Genomic DNA, 19,702 nt, shown 5'->3' on the forward strand with positions numbered 1-19,702 from the left:
TATGCGCTCTAGGCAACTCTTGCGCTCCCTGAAGGCCGAAGCGGTCAACCTTCGGCGGACGGATGGACATGGAACGCGACGACTTGGCCACGCTGCGAGCGATGGGCTTCAAGGACGCAGAGATCAAGGCGCTCGGGCTTTGGGATATAGCCATCGGAGATCCGGCCGACTTGGCTGAGGCGTACATCAGGCGCTCAAAGAAAAAGGACACTCTTTCGACGCTCCGCGAACATCTGAGGGACCTTTGCCGCAAGGCCAAGGAAGAGGGCAAGCGCATTCGGCACGTGTGGTTTGAGCAGCGCTCAGCCTCTAAGGCGTACGTCCGGAGAGAAGAATTCGAGAAGGCTACCGGGGCCATCATCGAAGACGGTAAGTCCAAGACGCTCTATGTGTGGCGGACGGACCGGCTTTCCCGTCGCGGTATGGGGGCGGTAGACCGGCTCATTGACGAGATGGAACCAAAGGGTGCTCGGATTGTCGTCACGTCCGAAGGGCTGGACTCAAGCCTTCCGGGAATGCGGATGGTCTTCGGAATCCTCGCTGACCGTGCCCGGGAAGAGGCCAAGTCGATTGCTGAGCGGACGAAGATTGGCGGTGATGCTCATAAGGCTGAGGGGCGTTGGCCGGGCGGCGTGACTCCGTACGGCCTTGAGTGCGTAAAGGGCTCGGGGAAACTCAGCCATCAGGCAGATGAGTACCCGACCGCACGCAAGCTGATTGCGGAACGGTTGCTCAAGTACGTGACACCAGCCGATATTGCCGACGACCTCAACCGGCGGCGCATACGAACTCGTAAGGGCAAGATGTGGCGCGCGCAAACCATTCTTCACCTTGCGCAGTCACCTAGTTGGGCAGGACTCATCCCGGACCGTGAGCGAGCGGCCGATGAGAACGGCACGCCCATTGACAAGTGGTACCGGCGGGCCCAGCCGCTAATGGGAGCAGATGGACACCCCATTAAAGCTGGTGTCGGGGTGGTTACGTTCGCCGAATGGCAGAAAATCAACAAAATCATCAGCGGACGTGCGCGCCCCGGAACGACAATTGGCGATAAGACGCGGGGCGTTCGCAAGCCCGTCACCATCATGACTGGCACGCTTAGATGCCCGCATTGCAAGGGACCTATGGGCAATGGCGGTGCCAATTACCGCTGCGTCGCTCGGACGAATCAAGGGCCGTCAGTATGCATCGGCGTGGCAACCACGCGTAGCCGAGTTGACAATGTCATGGAAACGATGTGGCGAAATCACATCCTGAGCCTGTCTCCGGAGTCTCCCACCATTCACACAATTGCCCGTGAATGGCTGGCATACGAAGACCCGACGAAGGAAGCCCGAAAGCAACAGGTAACGGCAGCGCTTGACAATGCCCTTGCGCGTCAGCTCAAGCTCAACAAGGAATACTTCCTGGGGGTCTCAGCGGGCATGGATGAAGAGACGTTCGAGAACCTTCGACGTGACGTGTCCAATCAGATTGACGGCCTCAAGGGCGAGCTTGCAGAACTGGGCAAGGGGGCGGACCTTACTCCGCTCCAAAACTCCGAATCGTTGATTGCTCTTTGGGAAGTGGCGGGCGTCGAAGGACGCCGGGCCTTGATCAGGGCGGCCGTCAAGGAGGTCACCATTCTCCCGGCGCGCTACAAGGGGGACCGTACGCCGATCGAAAAGCGGCTCAAGCCGCAATGGCGAGACAAGCACGATGCGCGCGACGTTGACGCGGCGCTTGCTGCGGTCGAGCGGAGCCGAGTTCGACGGCAGATGGCCGAAGCCGCATAAGGGCCCACGAACGCCTCTTACGGCCCGTCACTGGGATTACCCCTGTGGCGGGCCGTTCGCGTCCCTACGGGGCGCACAAGGGCGACTGAGGTGCCGACGCCGCCAATGCTGCCCCTGCGGGGCGAATGCCCAACCAGCGCAGTGCGGTGAAACGGTGGTTCTTACTTAGTTTTAGGTATCCCATGAGAAACCTTCAAGGAAAACAGAAACCGCCCTCAAACCACCGTTTCACCGCAGGGAACCTTGCGGGGGCGCAACCGCTCGAATCTCAGGCAACCCTTGCGCTCTAGTAGTTGTGTGTAGGGGTGCGCGGGATGCGTCCCGTGACTGTCGAGTCCCTGACTCCGGTCACGGGTCGCCCCTACTCCGCTTAGCGCATGGCAGTGCGCCCCCATAGCCCTTAGCCCGGATTTCCGCTGAATGGCCGCTGCCACGGTCTTAGCGGAATTCCGGGCTTTTCGCATATCCAGACCACCGACTCACGTGAGTCGGTGGTGATCTTCATTCTCATTAGGGGGCACCCTTGCACAGCGCCACCGAAACCCGAGCGCTCGTACGCGCTCTATCAGCGCGAAGCGTCGGCGCGACGCTCGTAATTCGCGGGTACGGCATCGTATTCAATTCCCCATCCGCACCGCTGGGGAATCCGCCATTTGTCGAACAGATCAGCCCCGCTGCCTGGTCGCCAGAAAATGACGCGACTGACGTTCTGTGTACGTTCGACCACGACACAAGGAATTACCTGGGTCGCCGTTCCTCGGGGACGCTGCGGCTTGGCGCTGACCAGACCGGCATTTGGTTTGAATGCGCCTTGCCCGATACGGCAGCCGGACGCGACGTATTCGCGCTGGTACAGCGTGGCGACATCCCCGGTTGCTCGTTCACGTTCCGTGCCGACGATGACGAATGGTCGAAAGCGCCGGACGGAACTCCTCTGCGCACTGTCACGCGAATGCGCGTGCTCGAACTGGGGCCGGTCCTCAACCCCGCATATCCCGATACCAGCGTTGCCGTGCGTTCCATGCGAACCGCAGGACACATTCCCGCCATTCCCGCCACCGAAAAGAGCGATGCCGTGAACGACACCTACCCGCCCCGCATGGCTGGCATTGTCACCGACGACGACGCCAAGCGTTCCCGTGCTGAGATAAAGATTTTTGGCCGGTCGCTCTCCGAGACGCGAGACGCTGACTGGCTGGATGCGGAGGGAACGGCGTATGCGCCGGAAATCCTTTCCGCTGCGGGTAAGGGATCAAGGCTCATCGAGAAGGTTTCCTCTTTCCCTTTCAAGCGGCAGCGCGGCTATGTGCCGATTGCCCCCAGGGTGACGGCCGTTCTCCAGCCGCGAAACGAGGCGGCGACATTCATTCAGAATGCGGTCACGGCCCCAGATTTTCAGGCGGTCAAGGTGTCCGCCATGGTGAGCATCGACAAGGACACCCTTTCCGATGTTCCTCCGACTGAGACGGCTATCAATACGGCCCTTGCCGCTGCCGTTGGTCAGCGAATGGACCACGTACTCATCAACGGTGGCACAGACGGCGACGTGACCGTTACCGGGATGATTGCAGACGGCCACACGACTACCGTTACGGCGATTGACTTTGACTCGCTGGCCGACGCTGTTGCCCGTATTGAGGATTCGGGCGGGCAGGCTACTGCGGTCGTTGGTCGTCCTTCCGGCATTGCGGGAATCAAGAAGAAGGTGGACGGCACCAAGCTGGACAAGATTCCCGAGCTAGTCAGCGTTCCTGATCTGGCAGACGGAACCGTTGGCATTCCTGCCGGTACAGTCCTGGTCGCTGATCTCTCGTCTGTTGCCGTGGCGCTGCGCAAGAACCTTGAGATATTCAAGACTGAGGCAGCGCCGGAAGCCTTTGAACGGGATCGGGTTTTCATTGCCGGTCGTTCTCGGGTTTCCTCCGTCACCTTGGCGGACGCTGCCCGTGTTCAGGTGCTCAAGGTCAGTGCGTAATGATCTGCCGATGCGAAACGTGCGCGCGTCTGCGCAAGGAAGAGGCGGAAGCGCGCAGAGAGCGGGAAACCAGGTTTCTGGAGAGCGTGGCCACCAAGGCGGCAGCGGCGGGATTTCCTGGGCTCCTGCCTTGTCTCGTTGGCGAGTGCCGCAACGGCGACACCATCAGGTATCACGCGCCGGAAGACGTTGACGTTGTGGACCCGCAATTGGTGCGCGAGCGATGCGGCGTGAAGATTCCTACTGCTAAGAAGTCGGGTCTATCGCTTGCATGCAAGGAGTGTCAAAGCGCACTTCACTGGGCGGGGGTGTTCCTGGTTGATTAGCAACCGGACGCGTGAGCGACTAATCCGATGGGCTGCCGTTATCCGCCCCGTGCCCGCTGAGCGCGAGCCCCTGCTAGTCGAGACGGCAGCGCGCATGGCTGGGATAGGAAGACGCGGGATTCATCTGCGGTGCGACTACTGCGACGGCAACGGGCCAGCGTCGGCAGTGGTGTTGGCGTGGTCGCTTCCTATCCAGTCGGGCGGTAAGCGCGAGCGCCCCAACATCCGTATGTCGTGCGTCGGTTGCTGGCGAGAGACCGGCAGGCATGACGGCCTGAGCGTTCCTCACGGCGCTGCCATTGCCCGCAAGTCCAATCCTCATACGACAGACGCAATCGTCTGCCTTTAGTGCCACGGGGCGGGCGGGGCGCTTCCAAAGGTGGGGACGCGTGCCCGCTGGCGATCCCGACTCCCCAAAGAAACGCGCGTCCGTAACGAACAGGCCCCTTGGCGTTGTTCGTCTTCCCCGAAAGGAGGTTCACCCGTGAAGGTACTTAACTGCCAACACAGGCCGTGTGGAAAACCATTCGGCAAGAGCGCCGATGCGCGTCAGCGGTATTGCGATAGCCGTTGCAGGGTCGCCGCGTCCCGTGCTCGAAGGGCGGCAGCGCCGAACGGCAGGCTTGCCACCGTGACGCCCCTCAGTGCCCCTGAGAGCGCCCCGGAACGACTGGACGACGTACGGGCGCTCTGGGAGTCCCTGATTCGCCAGGTTGCCACAGACGGCTTCATGGTCATCGGTGCCAGCGGGCTCCCCGTCGCGCATCCCGCGCTGAGGTACTTCTCTGCGCTGCACTCTGCGATGCGCGACCTTGAGACCGGCACGGAGTCCAGCGGTACGGAAAGCCCGCTCGAACAGATGCAGCGCCTTGCCCGGCAAGCCCTGGACGACTACGACGCGGAGCACACCACGTGACCCTTCAACACCCCGTGAGTCCTGAACTCGCTTCGCTGGCCTGTCGGTTGGGCGACGCGGCCAACCCGCCGACTCATCCTCTGTGGGTTCCGTTCGCGGGACTCTTCACGGCGGAGCTGGGACGGGCCCCGCTGCCCACGGACCTCTTCGCCTGCATGGTGTGCCCCTGCCACTTCTAGACCCTGCCCGGTACCCACTCGCGTCACTGCGGGTCGGTGCCGGGCTTTCTTGCGTTCCGTCACGTTGAGTTGTGGAGCAGTCGGCAGGGCGATGGGTTGGACCCGCAATGTCCATATTTTCCGAGGTCCAGCCGGCCATAATGGCGGCTACGTTGGGTAGTCGCGCCACGCGAGAGCCCCGCCGCTCCGAAGGGGGTGGAGTGGCGGGGCTCTGGTCGGGCAGGTGGGTCGGCTGGTCAGCCGTGGGACTTGGCGAAGGCGACCAGTCCGGCAAAGCCTTCGGCGGTCAGGTTGAGGGTCGGTCCGTTTGGGTCCTTGCTGTCACGGACCAGGAACTCACCCGTGGCACGGGCGTACTCCGGAGCCCACTCAATGCACTGGCCGCCGTTTCCGTCGCTGTACGTGCTCTTGACCCACTGGTCAGGCTGGGGGCCGTGCGTCTTGCTCATCTGTCGTACTCCTCCGCGATCTCACGAACCAGAGCCACGGACTCTTCGGGGTCGCGTGCGGATGCCCGCAGACGCTCAAACGTCGCACGTCCGTGGTTCACCGATTGCGCGGAGTCCGTCACGTGCCCCTGCCCCATGGCCTCTGTGTACAGGACTGTTGCCCCGTCGTCTGGTGTAAGCAGCGTAAAGGGTGTACCCGACGCGGGGGCACCCGTCTGGGAGCGAAGAACTTGAAGCGTGACGTGGGGCTTTCCTGCGTCGGCGGCAAGCTGACGGAGCTGGTCAGCCATGACGGCCCGGCTGCCCACCACGGTGCGCAACGTCGCTTCGTGAAGGATCTCCCATAGCAGGGGTGGAGCTTCCCGCTCCAAGACCTCACGCCGGGCCAACCGGGCTTCAACCCTGGTCTTGATCTGGTCGGCAGTCTCGTACGGGAAAGTCGCCCGGAACGTGGCTTCCGCGTACTCCCACGTCTGCAACATGCCCATGATCAGACCGTTGGAGTAGTCCTCAATCTGGCTGGCCTGCTTCTCCAGGTTGATGTACGGGACGAACCAGCCGGGGTGTCCACGCTCGCTGATCCTCACCAGTATCCGGGCGAACCACCCGGACGTGTTGAAAAAGCGGTCGCAGCCTTCGGCGAAGGCCGGGGAAGGCATGGCCTTGCCTTTCTTGACCTTGCTCACGTACGGCTCTTTGTAGCCCGTGAAGTCTGCTAGCTCTCGCTGGCTGGCCCCCTTGTGGATCAGCGCTTCCTCAAGCTCCCGCCCGAACCACTCAAGGCCGTTGGCGGGCTCGTCGCGCTGATCGGGTGACGGTTCGGTCATGTGTCCAACTCCCCACTCTTTCCAAGTGCGTTGGAAAGGCTCCAGACCTGTTGAGCGTACGCCTTGCGGGTCACTGTGGGTGTAGTTCCGGTTGCACCGCACTACGACGGCACGAAGGACCCGAGCAATGGACCAGGCACCGCAGACCCCCCAGCCCACGGACGAGGTGGATGAGCTGGCCGCGCTGATAGAGGCGGGCGGGTTCTGGCGGCTGGCCCCGGAGTGGGTACCGCGTACCGGCTACGTAGAGCCAACACGGGACGTGCTCAAGGACGTTGAGGCTGGACTACGAAGGCGGTTGGAACGGTGAACGCTCAGCCCACGACCAAGGCAGCGGCAGCGCTTCGCGGCCCCGACCTTGAGCCCGTACCCGTGGACGGCTGCGACGTGTGCGCGGCCCTTGCCCGGCAGCGCGAGACGGCCCGAACCATGGGGAGTCCTGTCACGGTGCGGAACTGCAACGAAGAGATTGCGAACCACCCGCACCGAAGGGCCGACCGGGAATGAGAGCGAAGAACCCTGTGGCCAAACCGCCGCGAAGCGTGAAGCGCAAGCCTGCCTTTTCCGGGCCGGAAGCCGTCGTGGTGGGTTCGGTCGCCTTTGATCGCGACTACGAAATGCCCGGCAGGGTGCGACTGGTGGACGCGCCGTTTATCGAGCTTGACCGCCCGACTGGTCTTGCTTGGCGCGTGCACTACCGCAGGATTCGCCCGGCAACTGAGTGGGAGCAGCGGCAATTGGTAGCGGTCGGCAGGCTTCATAGGCAGCGGAAGAAGGGCAGGGCATGAGCACGAAGACGCGACCCAAGGAAACGGTGGAGTGGGCGGCGGGCACGGTTGGAGAGGACGTTATGACCGTGCACAAGCTCACCGGTCCGCTGAACGACCCGCGCCGCACGGCTGAGCTTAAGGCGGTGTGCGGGGCCGGTAAGGCCAGCGACGAGAAAGACGTATGGGCTCGCGCCGTGAACTGCCCGCGCTGCCTCGCCACCACATGACTCCCGCCCCTGCCGGACGTGCCGAATTCGAGGCTCCCCCGTACTCGGGTCGGATTCCTGGCAGGGGTGGGGCTAAGCCCGTTCGGTTGCTTGCGTGACGGTCGGCAGCCGAATGGTTCAAGAGAAGCACTACGAAAGGAAACCAGTGATCAGGATCTATGAGGCCAGCGGCGGAGATGGATTGCCCGGCGAGCCTGCCCCGCCGCCCCCGCCGCCGACCCCGGACGGTGGTCCCGGTGTTCCCAACCCGCCGAAGGCCGCCTAACCAGTGACCGCCAACGCACACCAGGAGCGCCCCAGCCGTACTGAGCTGGGGCGCGTCCTCATGTCTGGGGGCGCACTCTCTTCGGACTGGGCCCCCTCGTTCGCTGCGGTTCCCCGTGCCTCATTTCTGTCGGATCTCATTTGGCCGTTCGACATGAAGACGGGGCAGAGCGTTCCCGTGTCAAGGTCGGAAGACCCGGAACTCTGGTACGGGTACGCGGACTCCGACGTTCCCATTGTGACCCAATGGGACGACGGCAAGCACACCGGAACTGAACCAGGTGAGGTGTCAACGTCTTCGGCATCTATGCCGTCCGTCGTCTTCCGGATGCTCAGCGATCTGGACGTGAAGCCCGGCAACCGTGTCTTGGAAATCGGCACGGGCACCGGATGGAACGCCGCATTGCTGGCGCACCGGTTGAGGTCTGAGAACGTCGTCACCGTGGAACTTGATCCGGTCGTTGCCGCCGAAGCGCGAACGGCTCTCAACCTCTTCGGGCTTGGAGTCCAGGTCATCAATCGAGACGGGCTCAAGGGTTACCCGGAAGGCGGGAAGTACGACCGGATCATTGCCACGTGTGGCTTCCGGTCCATCCCGTTCGCGTGGGTTGAGCAAAGCCGCCCGGGGGCGGTCATCGTGGTCCCGTGGGGGACTCACTATGGCAACGGGGACGCCGTGGCCCGGCTGGTCGTCGCTGACGACGGAGAGAGCGCCACAGGTCCGTTCACGGGACCGGTGGAGTTCATGAAGGCGCGAGCCCAGCGCCTTTCTGCTGTCGTGCACTCTGAATACGTCAGCGATAGCGTGGCCGACCGTGACAAGTCGTCCACCGTGATCACGGAAGACGAATTCATGGGTGAGCAGTTCAGCCCCCAGCAGTTCGCCATGGGGCTCAAGGTCCGCGATTGCGTTCACGTCGTGGCCGACAAGCAGGACGGCAAGCGGCCTGTGTGGTTCTACGGGCTCACCGACCACTCATGGGCTTGTGTCGTGTTCCGGGACGGAGACGAAGCACAGGTGTGGCAGTCCGGCCCCCGCCAACTGTGGGACGAAGTTGAGTCGGCTTACCGATGGTGGGGGAGGCAGGGCAAGCCGGGATACGAGCGGTTCGGGCTCACTGTCTCGGCGGCTGGTCAGCGCGCCTGGTTGGACGATCCCGCTGAGTCTTGGCCGGTCTGAACAGTTGATCCAGTGGCCCCGTCCACGCGTCGCCCCCGTGGCGTGCGGGCGGGGCTTCTGCACGTTGGCTGTGGCTGGTGGGCGGACGCGCGATAACCTGTTGGTCCGTTGGTTCACGCCCACCAGATGGCGAAGAACAGCATCGCGTAGTTCAGGATGCCCTCGCCGGGAAGGCCCTCCGCGACGGCGTGCACCAGCCCCCCACCCGCCTGTGCGATGGCCACCACGAAACACAGGTCGAAGAAGAGCTCGAGTGGCGACGCGACGCGGTGGGCTTCGTCGCGCCCGCGCGCGGTGAGCCGGCGCAGCGGCCGGAGAGGCTGGGGCGCGCCCTGGGAAGCGGGCGCCGGAGTGGAACTCGACGTCATGCGTCCAGCACAGCAGAAAAGGGCAGCCAAAGCTTGTGAAGGAGTTCACGAACGGAGGGCGGTGAGAACGGCGAGAGGGATACAGGTGGAACGCTGACCGGACCGCCGGACGGACGGTGTACACGCGTGCGTGGACGACGGACGGGCGCGCGACGCAGGCGGCCGCAGGCACGGCCTCCGGGTACGGCTCGGGGGCCGTCGTTGTGGCCGAGGGCTGCTCCTGGCTCTCGGACAGCTGCCTGATCTGCTCGTCCAGGAACGCGCGGAATCCGGTGAGCAGATCCGGGCCCGTATAGGGGTCGGCGCCCTCGCCCTCCCCAAAGGACACAGCATCCGCGGCCTCGTCCGCGGCCTCGTGCCGGTCAGGCCGGGTGGCAGGCTCGGGGCCGACGGACGCCTCGGCCGGGCCGGGACCGTACGGGGCCGGGCCGGGACCGTACCCTTGAGGCATGAGTACCGCCACCCCCGAGCCCGACCCGCGCGACCCGAAGGCCGCGCTGATCTTCGACGACCCACTGGACCGGCAGTCGTCGGACGACACGGACGGCGGCTGGGGCGAACGCCCCGCGGGGGACTCCGCGGCGGACCTCAAGCGCTTCCTCGACGAGAAGCCGCCCCACCACCTCTGAACCGTCCGGGCCGTCGCCCGGACCCACCACCGCCGAGCGGTCCGGGCCGTCGCCCGGACCCACCACCGCCGAGCGGCCCGCGCCGTCGCCCGGACCTCGCGCGGCAGCGTCGCTAGCGCTCGTTGTGCCCGGACCCGCGCTGTGCGATCAGGCCGTCGCGGATCTGCTTCAGTACCTCCAGCTCGGTCTCCTCGACGACCTCGCGCGTGCCCTCCCTCGCCCTCCTGCGGGCCTCCAGCCGGGCCAGGTACTTCGTCATCGGCAGGATCATCAGGAAGTACACGACCGCCGCGGTGATCACGAAGCTCAGAGTGGCTCCGAGTACCGAGCCCCACATCAGCTGGATGCCGTGGGTCCCTTGGCACGACGAGCTCAGGCACGAGCTGTAGCGGTCGAGGTTCTTCGTGCCGATCGCACCGACCAGCGGGTTGATGATTCCCTTCACCACCGAGTTGACGATGTTCGTGAAGGCGGCGCCGATGACCACCGCGACTGCCAGATCGACGACGTTGCCGCGCATCAGGAAGGCCTTGAAGCCCTGCCATATGCCCGGTTCGTTCTTCTCGCTCACCTCGGGGACTCTCCTCGCATGCACAGGGTGTGGAACAAAACGCTCCGCAACCTACGTCACCAAGGGGCCTTCGTGCCCAATCCGGTAGCTGGAACCAGGGGCGTGACAGGATTCGCCCAAGAAATCTCCCCAGGCTGTTCAGCACAACGTCACCGCCAGCCGCGCCGTGGCGCTCGCGCCGACCAGCCGTGCCGCGGCGGCACGCGGAATCGAGAGCACGACCAGCGCCCCGCTCTCCGAGGTTCCCTCGACCGGCTCCGGCAGTTCCGTCACACGTACCCCGCGCGCGATCACCCGGGCGTCCCCACCGGTCGAGGGATCCCCGGCGGCGATGACGTCCACCCGGTCGCCCGGGCGCAGCAGGCGGACCGTCGCGGCGTCGGCGATCCGCACCGGCGCCGTCACCATCTCCACGGGCGGGGCGTGCCGCCGTACCGGCTGAGTGACCGGATGTTTCCGGGGCCGCTCGGCGCGCAGGGGATCGGTGGCGGCGCGGGGTCCGGCCGCGACGAGCGCTGCTGCCGTGACCGCCAGGCCGGCCGCGAGAGCCCGCCTGCGGTGCCGCAGCAGCCGCCCCAGCCGGTAGCTCCCGCCGCGTACCCGCACCGGGTCGAAGTGCGGGACCTCGCAGGTGGCGGGCGCATCCGTGCCCAGCGGGCGCGGAACGCGAAGGGGAGGGGGGAAGGCGGAGGACGAGGGTGGGGGAACGGACATGTGGATCACCACCTGCGACGAGGAATCGGCTTGCGGGACCACGATGAGGCCTCGCGCCGAAACGCGTCGGAGCCCGTGGAATACCCACGGGCTGTGGACAACTCCGCCACCCGAACGGGAAGTTCCGCCCGTTTTCCACAGGGCGCCGGGTACTCGGGAACGGCCCGCGGCCCGTGCTACGGCAGCGGGAACCCCGGATCCATCCCGCCGAGCGCGTTCGTGCACAGGCAGTCCCGTGCCGCGTTCTCCGGCAGGGCCGCCACCGCGTCGAACAGCACGCCCCGCAGCCGGTCCACGTTCGCCGCGAACACCTGCAGCACCTCGTCGTGCGAGACGCCCTCACCGGTCTCGGCGCCCGCGTCCAGATCGGTGACCAGCGTCAACGACGTGTAGCAGAGCTCCAGTTCACGGGCGAGCGCCGCCTCCGGATGGCCGGTCATGCCCACCACGGACCAGCCCTGCGCCTGATGCCACAGCGATTCGGCGCGGGTCGAGAAGCGCGGCCCTTCGACCACGACCAGCGTGCCGCCGTCGACCGGGTCCCAGTCCCTGCCGCGAGCCGCCTTGAGCGCCGCGGTGCGCCCGGTGGGGCAGTAGGGGTCGGCCAGGGAGACGTGCACCACGTTCGGCACGGCGCCGTCGGGCAGCGGCAGCCCGTCGAAGTACGACTGCGCCCGGGACTTCGTACGGTCCACCAGCTGGTCCGGCACCAGGAGCGTGCCCGGCCCGTACTCGGGGCGCAGGCCGCCCACCGCGCACGGGCCGAGCACCTGGCGCACGCCGGCGGAACGCAGCGCCCAGAGGTTGGCCCGGTAGTTGATGCGGTGCGGCGGCAGATGGTGGCCGCGTCCGTGGCGGGGCAGGAAGGCGACCCGGCGGCCGGCGATCTCGCCGAAGAAGAGGGAGTCGCTGGGCGGCCCGTAGGGCGTGTCGACCTGGACCTCGGTCACGTCGTCGAGGAAGGAGTAGAAGCCGGAGCCGCCGATTACGCCGATCTCTGCGTTCACCATGCCCAGCACACTAGCTGGCCGCCGGAGCAGGCAGGAGCCGGTGCCCGGGAACACCTCGGACCCCGCCGTCGTACGACGGCGGGGTCCGAGAGGAAGGAGTCTCAGGCGGCGGAGCTGCTGGCGGAGCCCGAGGAGGACGTCGAACCCGACGAAGACGTCGAGGACGACGACTTCGACTCGGACGACTTCGCGTCGGACGACGTGCTCGACGAGCCGGAGCCGGACGGCTTCGACGCGGGGCTGCTGCTCGACGAGGAGCCGCGACTGTCGTTGCGGTAGAAACCCGAGCCCTTGAAGACAATGCCTACGGCGGAGAACACCTTCTTCAGGCGGCCACCGCAGTTGGGGCACTCGGTCAGGGCGTCGTCGGTGAACTTCTGCACCGCCTCGAGGCCCTCGCCGCAGTCGGTGCACTGGTACTGGTAGGTCGGCACTGTCTTCCTCCTGGCACTCTCACTCGATGAGTGCTAACGACGGTCCATAGTGACGTATTCCTGAGGATCAGTCCACCGTCACCGGCACGCGGTGACCGACGCCACGTGCGACCGTACGGTTCCGGGGCCGGGTGACGAGCCGCGAGCGCAGCGCCAGCAGGGTCACCAGGGCGAGCACCGTGCCCGCCATCGGCACCAGGAACCCGGCGCCGCCCCACAGGCGGTCCTCCAGCTGCCCGGCGACCGTGACCGCGGCCGCCTGGCCGAGCGCCACCGCGCCGGTCAGCCACGTGAACGCCTCCGTGCGGGCGCCGGCCGGGACCAGGCCCTCGACCAGCGTGTAGCCGGTGATCAGCGCGGGTGCGATGCACATGCCGACCAGTAGACCGAGGCCGGCCAGGACGAGCACGGAGTGCGACGTCCACAGCGCCGACGCGGTCAGCGCGAGCGCCCCGTAGCCCACGACCAGGCGCCGGTGCGGGGCGGCCTTCCAGGCGATCGCGCCGCAGACGATGCCCGAGAGCATGTTGCCCGCCGCGAAGGTGCCGTACAGGACACCGTTCAGGCCGGGCTCGCCGATCGACTCGGTGAACGCGGCGAGCGAGACCTGCATGCCGCCGAAGACGGACCCGATGCCGAGGAAGGCGACGACCAGCACCCGCACGCCGGGGACGCGGAGCGCGGAGACGTGCTGCACGCGCGCGTGGCCGGTGCCGGTCACCCGCGGCTGGGTGCTGTTCTGCGCGGCGAAGAGGAGACCGCCGACCAGGGTCAGCGTGGCCTCCGTGACCAGGCCGGCGGCCGGCGTCACGGTGGTGCACAGGGCGGTCGCGAGCAGCGGCCCGAAGACGAAGGTGAGCTCGTCCGTGACGGACTCGAAGGCGGCCGCCGTGGACATGAGGGGCGAGTCCTGGAGCTTCACGCCCCAGCGGGCGCGCACCATGGGGCCGACCTGGGGCACGGAGGCGCCGGTCGGAACGGCCGCCGCGAACAGCGCCCACAGGGGCGCGTGCGCCAGCGCGAGCGCCGTGAAGGCGAGGCCCGACATCGTGTGGACCAGCACTCCGGGGGTCAGCACCGCGCGCTGCCCGTAGCGGTCGGCGAGTCGGCCGCTGTAGGGCGCGAACAGTGCCATGGAGACACCGGTGACCGCCGCGGCGGCACCCGCGGCGCCGTACGAGCCGGTGGTGTGCTGCACGAGCAGCACGATCGAGATGGTGAGCATGGCGAACGGCTGGCGCGCCGCGAAACCGGGGAGCAGGAACGTCCAGGCGCCACGGGTGCGCAGCAACTGTCCGTATCCCGGGCGGGACGGCGCCGCCGAGTTCTCCGACGGCTCGGTGGTGACCGTGGATGCCACGGCCCGTGCCTTTCTGCCGCCTGGTAGCGCGCCCGTGCGGGGGCGCCGAGAGCTGTCCTCTTGCGCGGAACTGCGGTAGATACCGGTGTCCACTGCGAAGAGCGATCCGGCCGCCATACGGTCGCGCCAGCTCTGCGTCAGGCAGAGTTGGTTCGATCAGGGTGCTTTTATCGTACAGGGCTCAACCCCTTGTGTGCCTGTGAAAACGGGCACCATGGGGGCCGTTCACCTGGGATTGGCGGCGGTGTGAACCGTCCGAAACGCGTCCTTAACACGCGCCTCCCGCTCCCCGCGCCCGCACTCGTCGTGTGCGCCCGCGCCCACGACCGCCCCGCACCCCCCGGCGGCCCTGCCCGCCCCGCGCCCTGCCCGCCCCACGCCCTGCCCGCCCCGCGCCCCGCGCGCCCGCGCTCACCGCCCGGAGGGCGACCCCGATCCCGAGCCCGCGCCCGACCCGGCGCCCGCCGTCCCGTTCGTGCCCAGCCAGCCCGCCAGCTTGCCCCCGTGCCCGACCGCGCGCAGCCGACGCTCCGCGGTATCGCGCACCGGGTCTGTGGCGACCACGAGCAGTTCGTCCCCGCGCCGCAGCACCGTCGTGGGCAGGGGAACAAACGATTTTCCTTCGCGGACCACCAGGGTGACGGCGGCCCCGGCGGGCAGCCGGAGTTCGTTGACCTCGACGCCGTGCATCCGCGAGCCCTCGGGGATCGAGACGGACAGCAGGTGCCCGCGCAGCCGCTCCAGAGGTGCGGACTCGATGCCGAGGTCGGCCGCCTCCGGACCGGTGCCGAGCCGCAGTTTGCGGGCCAGCCAGGGCAGCGTCGGCCCCTGGACGAGGGTGTAGACGACGACCAGGACGAAGACGATGTTGAAGATCCGGTGGCTGGTGTCGACGCCGTTCACCATGGGGATCGTCGCCAGGATGATGGGGACGGCGCCGCGCAGGCCGGCCCAGGACATCAGGGTCTGCTCCCGCCAGGGCACACGGAACGGCGCGAGACTGGCGATCACGCTCAGGGGCCGCGCCACCATGGTGAGCGCGAGCCCGATGATCAGGGCCGGCCAGATGTCGTCGCCGAGCTCGTGCGGGGTGACCAGGAGGCCGAGCAGGACGAACATGCCGATCTGGGCGATCCAGCCGAGTCCCTCGGCGAAACCGCGCGTGGCGGGCCAGTGCGGCAGCCTGGCGTTGCCGAGCACCATGGAGGCGAGGTAGACGGCGAGGAAGCCGCTGCCGTGCGCCAGTGCGCCGGCGGCGTACGCCGTGACCGCGATGGCCATCACGGCGATCGGGTAGAGGCCGGAGGCGGGCAGCGCCACGTGCCTGAGGCCCCAGGCGCCGAGCCAGCCGACCGCGAGGCCCATGGCGGCACCGATGGCCAGCTCCAGGGCTATCTCGCCGAGCAGGACATACCAGTGCTCGACCGGTCCCGCGGTGGAGAAGGCGACGACCAGGATGACCACCGGGGCGTCGTTGAAGCCGGACTCCGCCTCCAGCGTGCCCGTCACGCGCGCGGGGAGGGGAATGCGCCGGAGCACCGAGAAGACCGCCGCCGCGTCCGTCGAGGACACCACCGCTCCGATGATGAGCGCCTGCCGCCACCCCAGCCCGACCAGATAGTGCGCGCCCGCCGCGGTGACCCCGACGCTCACCCCGACCCCGACGAGGGCCAGCATGGACGCGGACGCCAGGACCGGTTCGACCTCCTTCCACTTCGTACCGAGACCGCCCTCGGCCAGGATCACGACCAGGGCCGCGTATCCGATGACCTGGGTCAGTTCGGCGTTGTCGAAGTGGATGTCGCCGATGCCGTCCTGGCCCATGAGGACGCCGATCCCCAGGTACACGAGCAGGCTGGGGAGCCCGCTGCGTGAGGAGATCCGGACCGCCGCGACGGCGACGAGCAGGACCAGGGAGCAGACGAGCAGGAGCTGGTTGAGGTGCTGGACAGTCAGTGGCGATTCCCTTCGTCGGCTCGCGCGCGGGCGACGCGAGCTCACGTACACAACACCCGAGGCTGCGGCACCCCGCACCCAAGTACTTCGTTACCTTACCTAACTCTTGACGCTTTCTTGACGTTCCACGAGGCAAGATCGAACGCCCGTGCCCGCCGGTTCCCGACACCGCGTCAAGGCGCGCGAGGCCCTGCGCCTATGGTTGCTCCAGCACTCCAGGACCGCCTGCCGCTCGCGTTAGGACAGCAAGGACAGCGATGCCCCCCAACACCACCGCCACATCGGGTGACAAGCCTGGCAAGTCCGGCAGGAAGAAGGGGCGCAGAGCCCGCCTGATCGTTCTGGTGCTAGTCCTCGCCATCGTCGGGGGCATCGCCTACGGGGCGTACTGGTCGATCAGTACGGTCCGCGCGTCCTTCCCGCAGACCAAGGGTTCGCTCACGCTCAAGGGCCTCTCCGGACCCGTGACCGTGAAGCGGGACGGCTACGGGATCCCGCAGATCTACGCCTCCTCCGACGAGGACCTGTTCATGGCGCAGGGCTACGTCCAGGCGCAGGACCGGTTCTACGAGATGGACGTGCGCCGTCACATGACCTCCGGGCGCCTGTCGGAGATGTTCGGCAAGGGCCAGGTGAAGGACGACGAGTTCCTGCGCACCCTGGGCTGGGACCGGGTCGCGAAGGAGGAGTACGACACCAAGCTGTCGGACTCGACGAAGAAGTACCTCCAGGCCTACTCCAAGGGAGTCAACGCCTACCTCGCCGGCAAGGACGGCAAGGACATCTCCCTGGAGTACGCGGCCCTCGGCTTCATCAACGACTACAAGCCCGAGCAGTGGACTCCCGTCGACTCGGTCTCCTGGCTGAAGGCGATGGCCTGGGACCTGCGCGGCAACATGGATGACGAGATCGACCGGGCCCTGATGACCAGCCGCCTCGGCCCGCAGCAGATCAAGGACCTCTACCCGGAATACCCGTACGGCCGCAACGAGCCGATCGTCCAGGAGGGCCAGTACAACGAGCTCACCAAGACGTTCGAGCAGAGCGGCTCCACGAGCGGCTCCGGGACCTCGACGGGCACGAGTGGCTCCTCCACCTCGTCGACCACCGGTTCGGCGCTGACAAGCCAGCTGGCGGCCCTCTACAACGTCCTGGACGACGTCCCCACGGCCGTCGGCGTGAACGGCCAGGGCATCGGCTCCAACTCCTGGGTCGTCGCGGGTAAGTACACCATCACCGGCAAACCACTGCTCGCCAACGATCCGCACCTGTCGGCCTCGCTGCCGTCCGTCTGGTACCAGATGGGCCTGCACTGCACCACGGTCTCCAGCAAGTGCCAGTACGACGTCACCGGATACACCTTCGCCGGCATGCCCGGTGTGGTCATCGGCCACAACGCGGACATCGCCTGGGGCATGACCAACTCCGGTGTCGACGTCACCGACCTCTACCTGGAGAAGCTCTCCGGCGACGGCTACCTGTACGACGGCAGGACCAAGCCCTTCACGAGCCGCGAGGAGACCATCAAGGTCGCCGGCGGCACCTCGAAGAAGATCGTCGTACGGCAGACCGCCGACGGGATGCCCCTGCTGTCCGACCGCGACGACGAACTCGTCAAGGTCGGCAAGAAGGCCTCCGTCGACAACGCCGCACCCGACCGCGGCGACGGTTACGGCGTCGCGCTGAAGTGGACGGCCCTCGACCCGGGCACCACCATGGACGCCGTCTTCGCCCTCGACAAGGCGTCCGACTGGAGCTCGTTCCGCGAGGCGGCGGCCCAGTTCGACGTGCCGTCGCAGAACCTGGTCTACGCCGACACCAAGAACCACATCGGCTACACGCTGCCGGGCAAGATCCCCACGCGTTCGTCGGCCGACGACGGCTCCATCCCGGCCCCCGGCTGGGACTCCGAGTACAAGTGGACCGGCTACATCAAGCAGGACGAACTGCCCTACGAGTACGACCCGGAGCGCGGCTACATCGTCACCGCCAACCAGGCCGTGGTCGACAAGGACAAGTACCCCTACACGCTCACCACGGACTGGGGCTACGGCACTCGCAGCCAGCGCATCACCGACCTGATCGAGTCGAAGATCAAGGACGGCGGCAAGATCTCCACCGACGACATGCGCCAGATGCAGCTGGACAACAGCAGCGAGATCGCCAAGCTGCTCGTGCCCAAGCTGCTGAAGATCAACCTCGACGACAAGGACGTCCGCGAGGCGCAGAAACTCCTCGAGGGCTGGGACTACACCCAGGACGCCGACTCCGCTGCCGCCGCCTACTTCAACGCGGTCTGGCGCAACATCCTCAAACTGGCCTTCGGCAACAAGCTGCCCAAGGAGCTGCGGGTGAAGGGCCAGTGCCTGTGGGTTGACAAGGCCGACGGCACCGGTCCGGTCGACGACGACACCAAGGTCCGCGAGTGCGGCGAGCGCGACGCCGACCAGGCCCAGCCGGACGGCGGCGACCGCTGGTTCGAGGTGGTCCGCACCCTCATGGAGAAGCCGGACAGCGACTGGTGGAAGACGCCATCGGCGGGCACCCGCCCCAAAGCCGACAACATGAACGAGCTGTTCGCGCGTGCCATGATCGACGCCCGCTGGGAGCTGACCGCCAAGCTCGGCAAGGACATCGACACCTGGAGCTGGGGCCGGCTGCACCGCCTGTTCCTGAAGAACCAGACCCTGGGCACCGACGGCCCGGCCATCGTCCAGTACGTCCTCAACCGCGGCCCCTGGAAGCTCAGTGGCGGCGAGGCCACGGTCGACGCGACCGGCTGGAACGCCGCAGGCGGCTACGGCGTCGTCTGGGTCCCCTCCATGCGGATGGTCGTCAACCTCGACGACCTCGACAAATCCAAGTGGATCAACCTCACCGGAGCCTCCGGCCACGCCTTCAGCGCCCACTACACCGACCAGACCGGCAAGTGGGCCGACGGCGAGCTGCTCCCGTGGTCGTTCTCGGACAAGGCGGTCGACAAGAGCACCGGCGACACGCTCGTTCTCAAGCCCTGAGCGGTGTTGACCGCACGCCGACGAAAGCGGCCCTCCGCGCACGCGTGGAGGGCCGCTTCACGTACCGGCGCCTGCCGTCCCCCCGCGTGCCGGCTACCTCAAGAGCCCGTGAACCGGCGCGCGCCCGACGGTGTCACCACCGCTTGCACCGGCCGGTCGTGCTCCTCCGCGGGCACGCGCTCGACGACCTCCGTGTCGTACAGCAGCACCACGAGCGCGGGCCGCGCACCCGCGCGCTCCAGACGTGCCAGTACGCGGTCGTACGACCCTCCACCGCGCCCCAGCCGCATCCCGCGCGCGTCGACCGCGAGCCCCGGCAGCAGCACGACGTCGGCGGAGAGCACGGCGTCCGGGCCGAGGAGTTCACCGGAGGGTTCGAACAGCGCCATCTTCCCGCCGTGTTGGACGCGCGTGAGGGAGCCCTCCCCGGCGTACGCGCCCCAGTCCAGATCGTTGTCCGGCAGGAGCGCGGGGAGCAGGACGCGTACGCCCCGCGTGAGCAGCGCGTCGAGTAGCGTGAGGGTGCCGGGCTCGCTCCCGACCGAGACGTACGCCGCCACCGTGCGTGCACGCGCCAGCTCGGGCAGTTCCAGAGCGTGCTCGGCCAGCGCGTCGGACGACTCCCTGACGACGTCTGTCGTCAACCTGTTCCTCACCCCCAGGAATTCTCGTCGCAACAATCGCTTGTCAGTCTCGCCCCCGGGCTCACTGTGCTGCACAGGTCGTCCCCGCATCCTTTCTAATCCGCTCATATG

At 67.0% G+C, this 19,702-nt stretch carries 17 protein-coding genes and 1 pseudogene; 8 read left to right on the top strand and 10 right to left on the bottom strand.

Annotated features, from left to right (window positions below):
- The first annotated feature begins 68 nt into the window (after nt 1–68).
- The 3 genes from AB0N16_RS29995 (at nt 69) to AB0N16_RS30005 (ending at nt 4,992) form a co-directional block, all read left to right on the top strand.
- Nucleotides 69–1,775 carry a recombinase family protein gene (locus AB0N16_RS29995; RefSeq protein WP_365802052.1) on the top strand — a complete coding sequence of 569 codons (1,707 nt, stop codon included), beginning with the start codon at nt 69–71 and terminating at the stop codon, nt 1,773–1,775.
- Nucleotides 1,776–2,298: 523 nt separating this feature from the next.
- Nucleotides 2,299–3,750: an HK97 family phage prohead protease gene (locus tag AB0N16_RS30000; RefSeq protein ID WP_365802054.1), complete on the top strand. Its 1,452-nt coding sequence runs from the start codon at nt 2,299–2,301 to the stop codon at nt 3,748–3,750.
- A 957-nt stretch (nt 3,751–4,707) separates the two neighbouring features.
- A complete protein-coding gene (locus AB0N16_RS30005) occupies nt 4,708–4,992 on the top strand; it encodes a hypothetical protein (RefSeq protein WP_365802056.1) in 285 nt (94 codons plus the stop codon).
- Between the two features lie 415 nt (nt 4,993–5,407).
- Here the strand turns inward: AB0N16_RS30005 and AB0N16_RS30010 are convergent, their stop codons facing one another.
- Both AB0N16_RS30010 and AB0N16_RS30015 read right to left on the bottom strand, forming a co-directional pair.
- Nucleotides 5,408–5,620: a DUF397 domain-containing protein gene (locus AB0N16_RS30010; RefSeq protein ID WP_365802058.1), complete on the bottom strand. Its 213-nt coding sequence runs from the start codon at nt 5,618–5,620 to the stop codon at nt 5,408–5,410.
- Nucleotides 5,617–6,447, bottom strand: coding sequence for a helix-turn-helix transcriptional regulator (locus tag AB0N16_RS30015; RefSeq protein WP_365802060.1), 831 nt, complete (start codon nt 6,445–6,447; stop codon nt 5,617–5,619). The genes AB0N16_RS30010 and AB0N16_RS30015 overlap by 4 nt, the downstream gene beginning before the upstream one ends.
- Before the next feature lie 503 nt (nt 6,448–6,950).
- On the opposite strand from AB0N16_RS30015, the gene AB0N16_RS30020 reads away from it, so the two are divergent.
- The 3 genes from AB0N16_RS30020 (at nt 6,951) to AB0N16_RS30030 (ending at nt 8,888) form a co-directional block, all read left to right on the top strand.
- Nucleotides 6,951–7,235 (top strand): hypothetical protein, encoded by a 285-nt coding sequence (locus AB0N16_RS30020; RefSeq protein WP_365802062.1) that lies wholly within the window; start codon nt 6,951–6,953, stop codon nt 7,233–7,235.
- Nucleotides 7,232–7,444, top strand: a complete 213-nt coding sequence (locus tag AB0N16_RS30025) for a hypothetical protein (RefSeq protein WP_365802064.1) — start codon at nt 7,232–7,234, stop codon at nt 7,442–7,444. Before AB0N16_RS30020 ends, AB0N16_RS30025 begins: the two co-directional genes overlap by 4 nt.
- A gap of 325 nt (nt 7,445–7,769) precedes the next feature.
- The gene (locus tag AB0N16_RS30030; RefSeq protein WP_365802419.1) at nt 7,770–8,888 is read left to right on the top strand and encodes a methyltransferase domain-containing protein; all 1,119 of its coding nucleotides are present in this window, start codon (nt 7,770–7,772) and stop codon (nt 8,886–8,888) included.
- Between the two features lie 116 nt (nt 8,889–9,004).
- Here the strand turns inward: AB0N16_RS30030 and AB0N16_RS30035 are convergent.
- Nucleotides 9,005–9,256: pseudogene (locus tag AB0N16_RS30035) on the bottom strand (low temperature requirement protein A); the annotation flags it as partial.
- Between the two features lie 449 nt (nt 9,257–9,705).
- Between AB0N16_RS30035 and AB0N16_RS30040 the strand changes: the two are divergent.
- The gene (locus AB0N16_RS30040; RefSeq protein WP_365802066.1) at nt 9,706–9,885 is read left to right on the top strand and encodes a hypothetical protein; all 180 of its coding nucleotides are present in this window, start codon (nt 9,706–9,708) and stop codon (nt 9,883–9,885) included.
- 112 nt (nt 9,886–9,997) lie between these two features.
- On the opposite strand, the gene mscL is transcribed toward AB0N16_RS30040, so the two are convergent.
- The 6 genes from mscL to AB0N16_RS30070 form a co-directional block, all read right to left on the bottom strand.
- Nucleotides 9,998–10,456: a large conductance mechanosensitive channel protein MscL gene (gene mscL, locus AB0N16_RS30045; RefSeq protein WP_365802068.1), complete on the bottom strand. Its 459-nt coding sequence runs from the start codon at nt 10,454–10,456 to the stop codon at nt 9,998–10,000.
- Nucleotides 10,457–10,594: 138 nt separating this feature from the next.
- On the bottom strand, nt 10,595–11,170 hold the full coding sequence (locus AB0N16_RS30050; RefSeq protein WP_365802070.1) for a hypothetical protein: 576 nt from the start codon (nt 11,168–11,170) through the stop codon (nt 10,595–10,597).
- Nucleotides 11,171–11,346: 176 nt separating this feature from the next.
- Complete coding sequence (locus tag AB0N16_RS30055; protein ID WP_365802072.1) at nt 11,347–12,180, bottom strand: S-methyl-5'-thioadenosine phosphorylase; 834 nt, start codon at nt 12,178–12,180, stop codon at nt 11,347–11,349.
- Between the two features lie 101 nt (nt 12,181–12,281).
- Complete coding sequence (locus AB0N16_RS30060; protein WP_365802074.1) at nt 12,282–12,614, bottom strand: FmdB family zinc ribbon protein; 333 nt, start codon at nt 12,612–12,614, stop codon at nt 12,282–12,284.
- A gap of 67 nt (nt 12,615–12,681) precedes the next feature.
- Complete coding sequence (locus AB0N16_RS30065) at nt 12,682–13,974, bottom strand: MFS transporter (RefSeq protein ID WP_365802076.1); 1,293 nt, start codon at nt 13,972–13,974, stop codon at nt 12,682–12,684.
- A 411-nt stretch (nt 13,975–14,385) separates the two neighbouring features.
- The gene (locus tag AB0N16_RS30070) at nt 14,386–15,981 is read right to left on the bottom strand and encodes a potassium/proton antiporter (RefSeq protein WP_365802078.1); all 1,596 of its coding nucleotides are present in this window, start codon (nt 15,979–15,981) and stop codon (nt 14,386–14,388) included.
- A 206-nt stretch (nt 15,982–16,187) separates the two neighbouring features.
- Here AB0N16_RS30070 and AB0N16_RS30075 point away from each other — a divergent pair, with 206 nt between their 5' ends.
- Nucleotides 16,188–18,947, top strand: a complete 2,760-nt coding sequence (locus AB0N16_RS30075; protein ID WP_365802080.1) for a penicillin acylase family protein — start codon at nt 16,188–16,190, stop codon at nt 18,945–18,947.
- A gap of 98 nt (nt 18,948–19,045) precedes the next feature.
- On the opposite strand, the gene AB0N16_RS30080 is transcribed toward AB0N16_RS30075, so the two are convergent.
- Nucleotides 19,046–19,681, bottom strand: coding sequence for a 5-formyltetrahydrofolate cyclo-ligase (locus AB0N16_RS30080; protein ID WP_365802082.1), 636 nt, complete (start codon nt 19,679–19,681; stop codon nt 19,046–19,048).
- Between the last annotated feature and the right edge of the window lie 21 nt (nt 19,682–19,702).

Source organism: Streptomyces sp. NPDC051105, assembly GCF_040682795.1.
Lineage (GTDB): Bacteria > Actinomycetota > Actinomycetes > Streptomycetales > Streptomycetaceae > Streptomyces.

Coding starts and splice junctions, on each gene's coding strand:
- AB0N16_RS29995 (WP_365802052.1), top strand. CDS start 69: ATGGAACGCGACGACTTGGCCACGCTGCGAGCGATGGGCTTCAAGGAC.
- AB0N16_RS30010 (WP_365802058.1), bottom strand. CDS start 5,620: ATGAGCAAGACGCACGGCCCCCAGCCTGACCAGTGGGTCAAGAGCACG.
- AB0N16_RS30015 (WP_365802060.1), bottom strand. CDS start 6,447: ATGACCGAACCGTCACCCGATCAGCGCGACGAGCCCGCCAACGGCCTT.
- AB0N16_RS30020 (WP_365802062.1), top strand. CDS start 6,951: ATGAGAGCGAAGAACCCTGTGGCCAAACCGCCGCGAAGCGTGAAGCGC.
- AB0N16_RS30025 (WP_365802064.1), top strand. CDS start 7,232: ATGAGCACGAAGACGCGACCCAAGGAAACGGTGGAGTGGGCGGCGGGC.
- AB0N16_RS30030 (WP_365802419.1), top strand. CDS start 7,770: ATGTCTGGGGGCGCACTCTCTTCGGACTGGGCCCCCTCGTTCGCTGCG.
- AB0N16_RS30040 (WP_365802066.1), top strand. CDS start 9,706: ATGAGTACCGCCACCCCCGAGCCCGACCCGCGCGACCCGAAGGCCGCG.
- AB0N16_RS30050 (WP_365802070.1), bottom strand. CDS start 11,170: ATGTCCGTTCCCCCACCCTCGTCCTCCGCCTTCCCCCCTCCCCTTCGC.
- AB0N16_RS30055 (WP_365802072.1), bottom strand. CDS start 12,180: ATGGTGAACGCAGAGATCGGCGTAATCGGCGGCTCCGGCTTCTACTCC.
- AB0N16_RS30075 (WP_365802080.1), top strand. CDS start 16,188: ATGCCCCCCAACACCACCGCCACATCGGGTGACAAGCCTGGCAAGTCC.
- AB0N16_RS30080 (WP_365802082.1), bottom strand. CDS start 19,681: ATGCGGGGACGACCTGTGCAGCACAGTGAGCCCGGGGGCGAGACTGAC.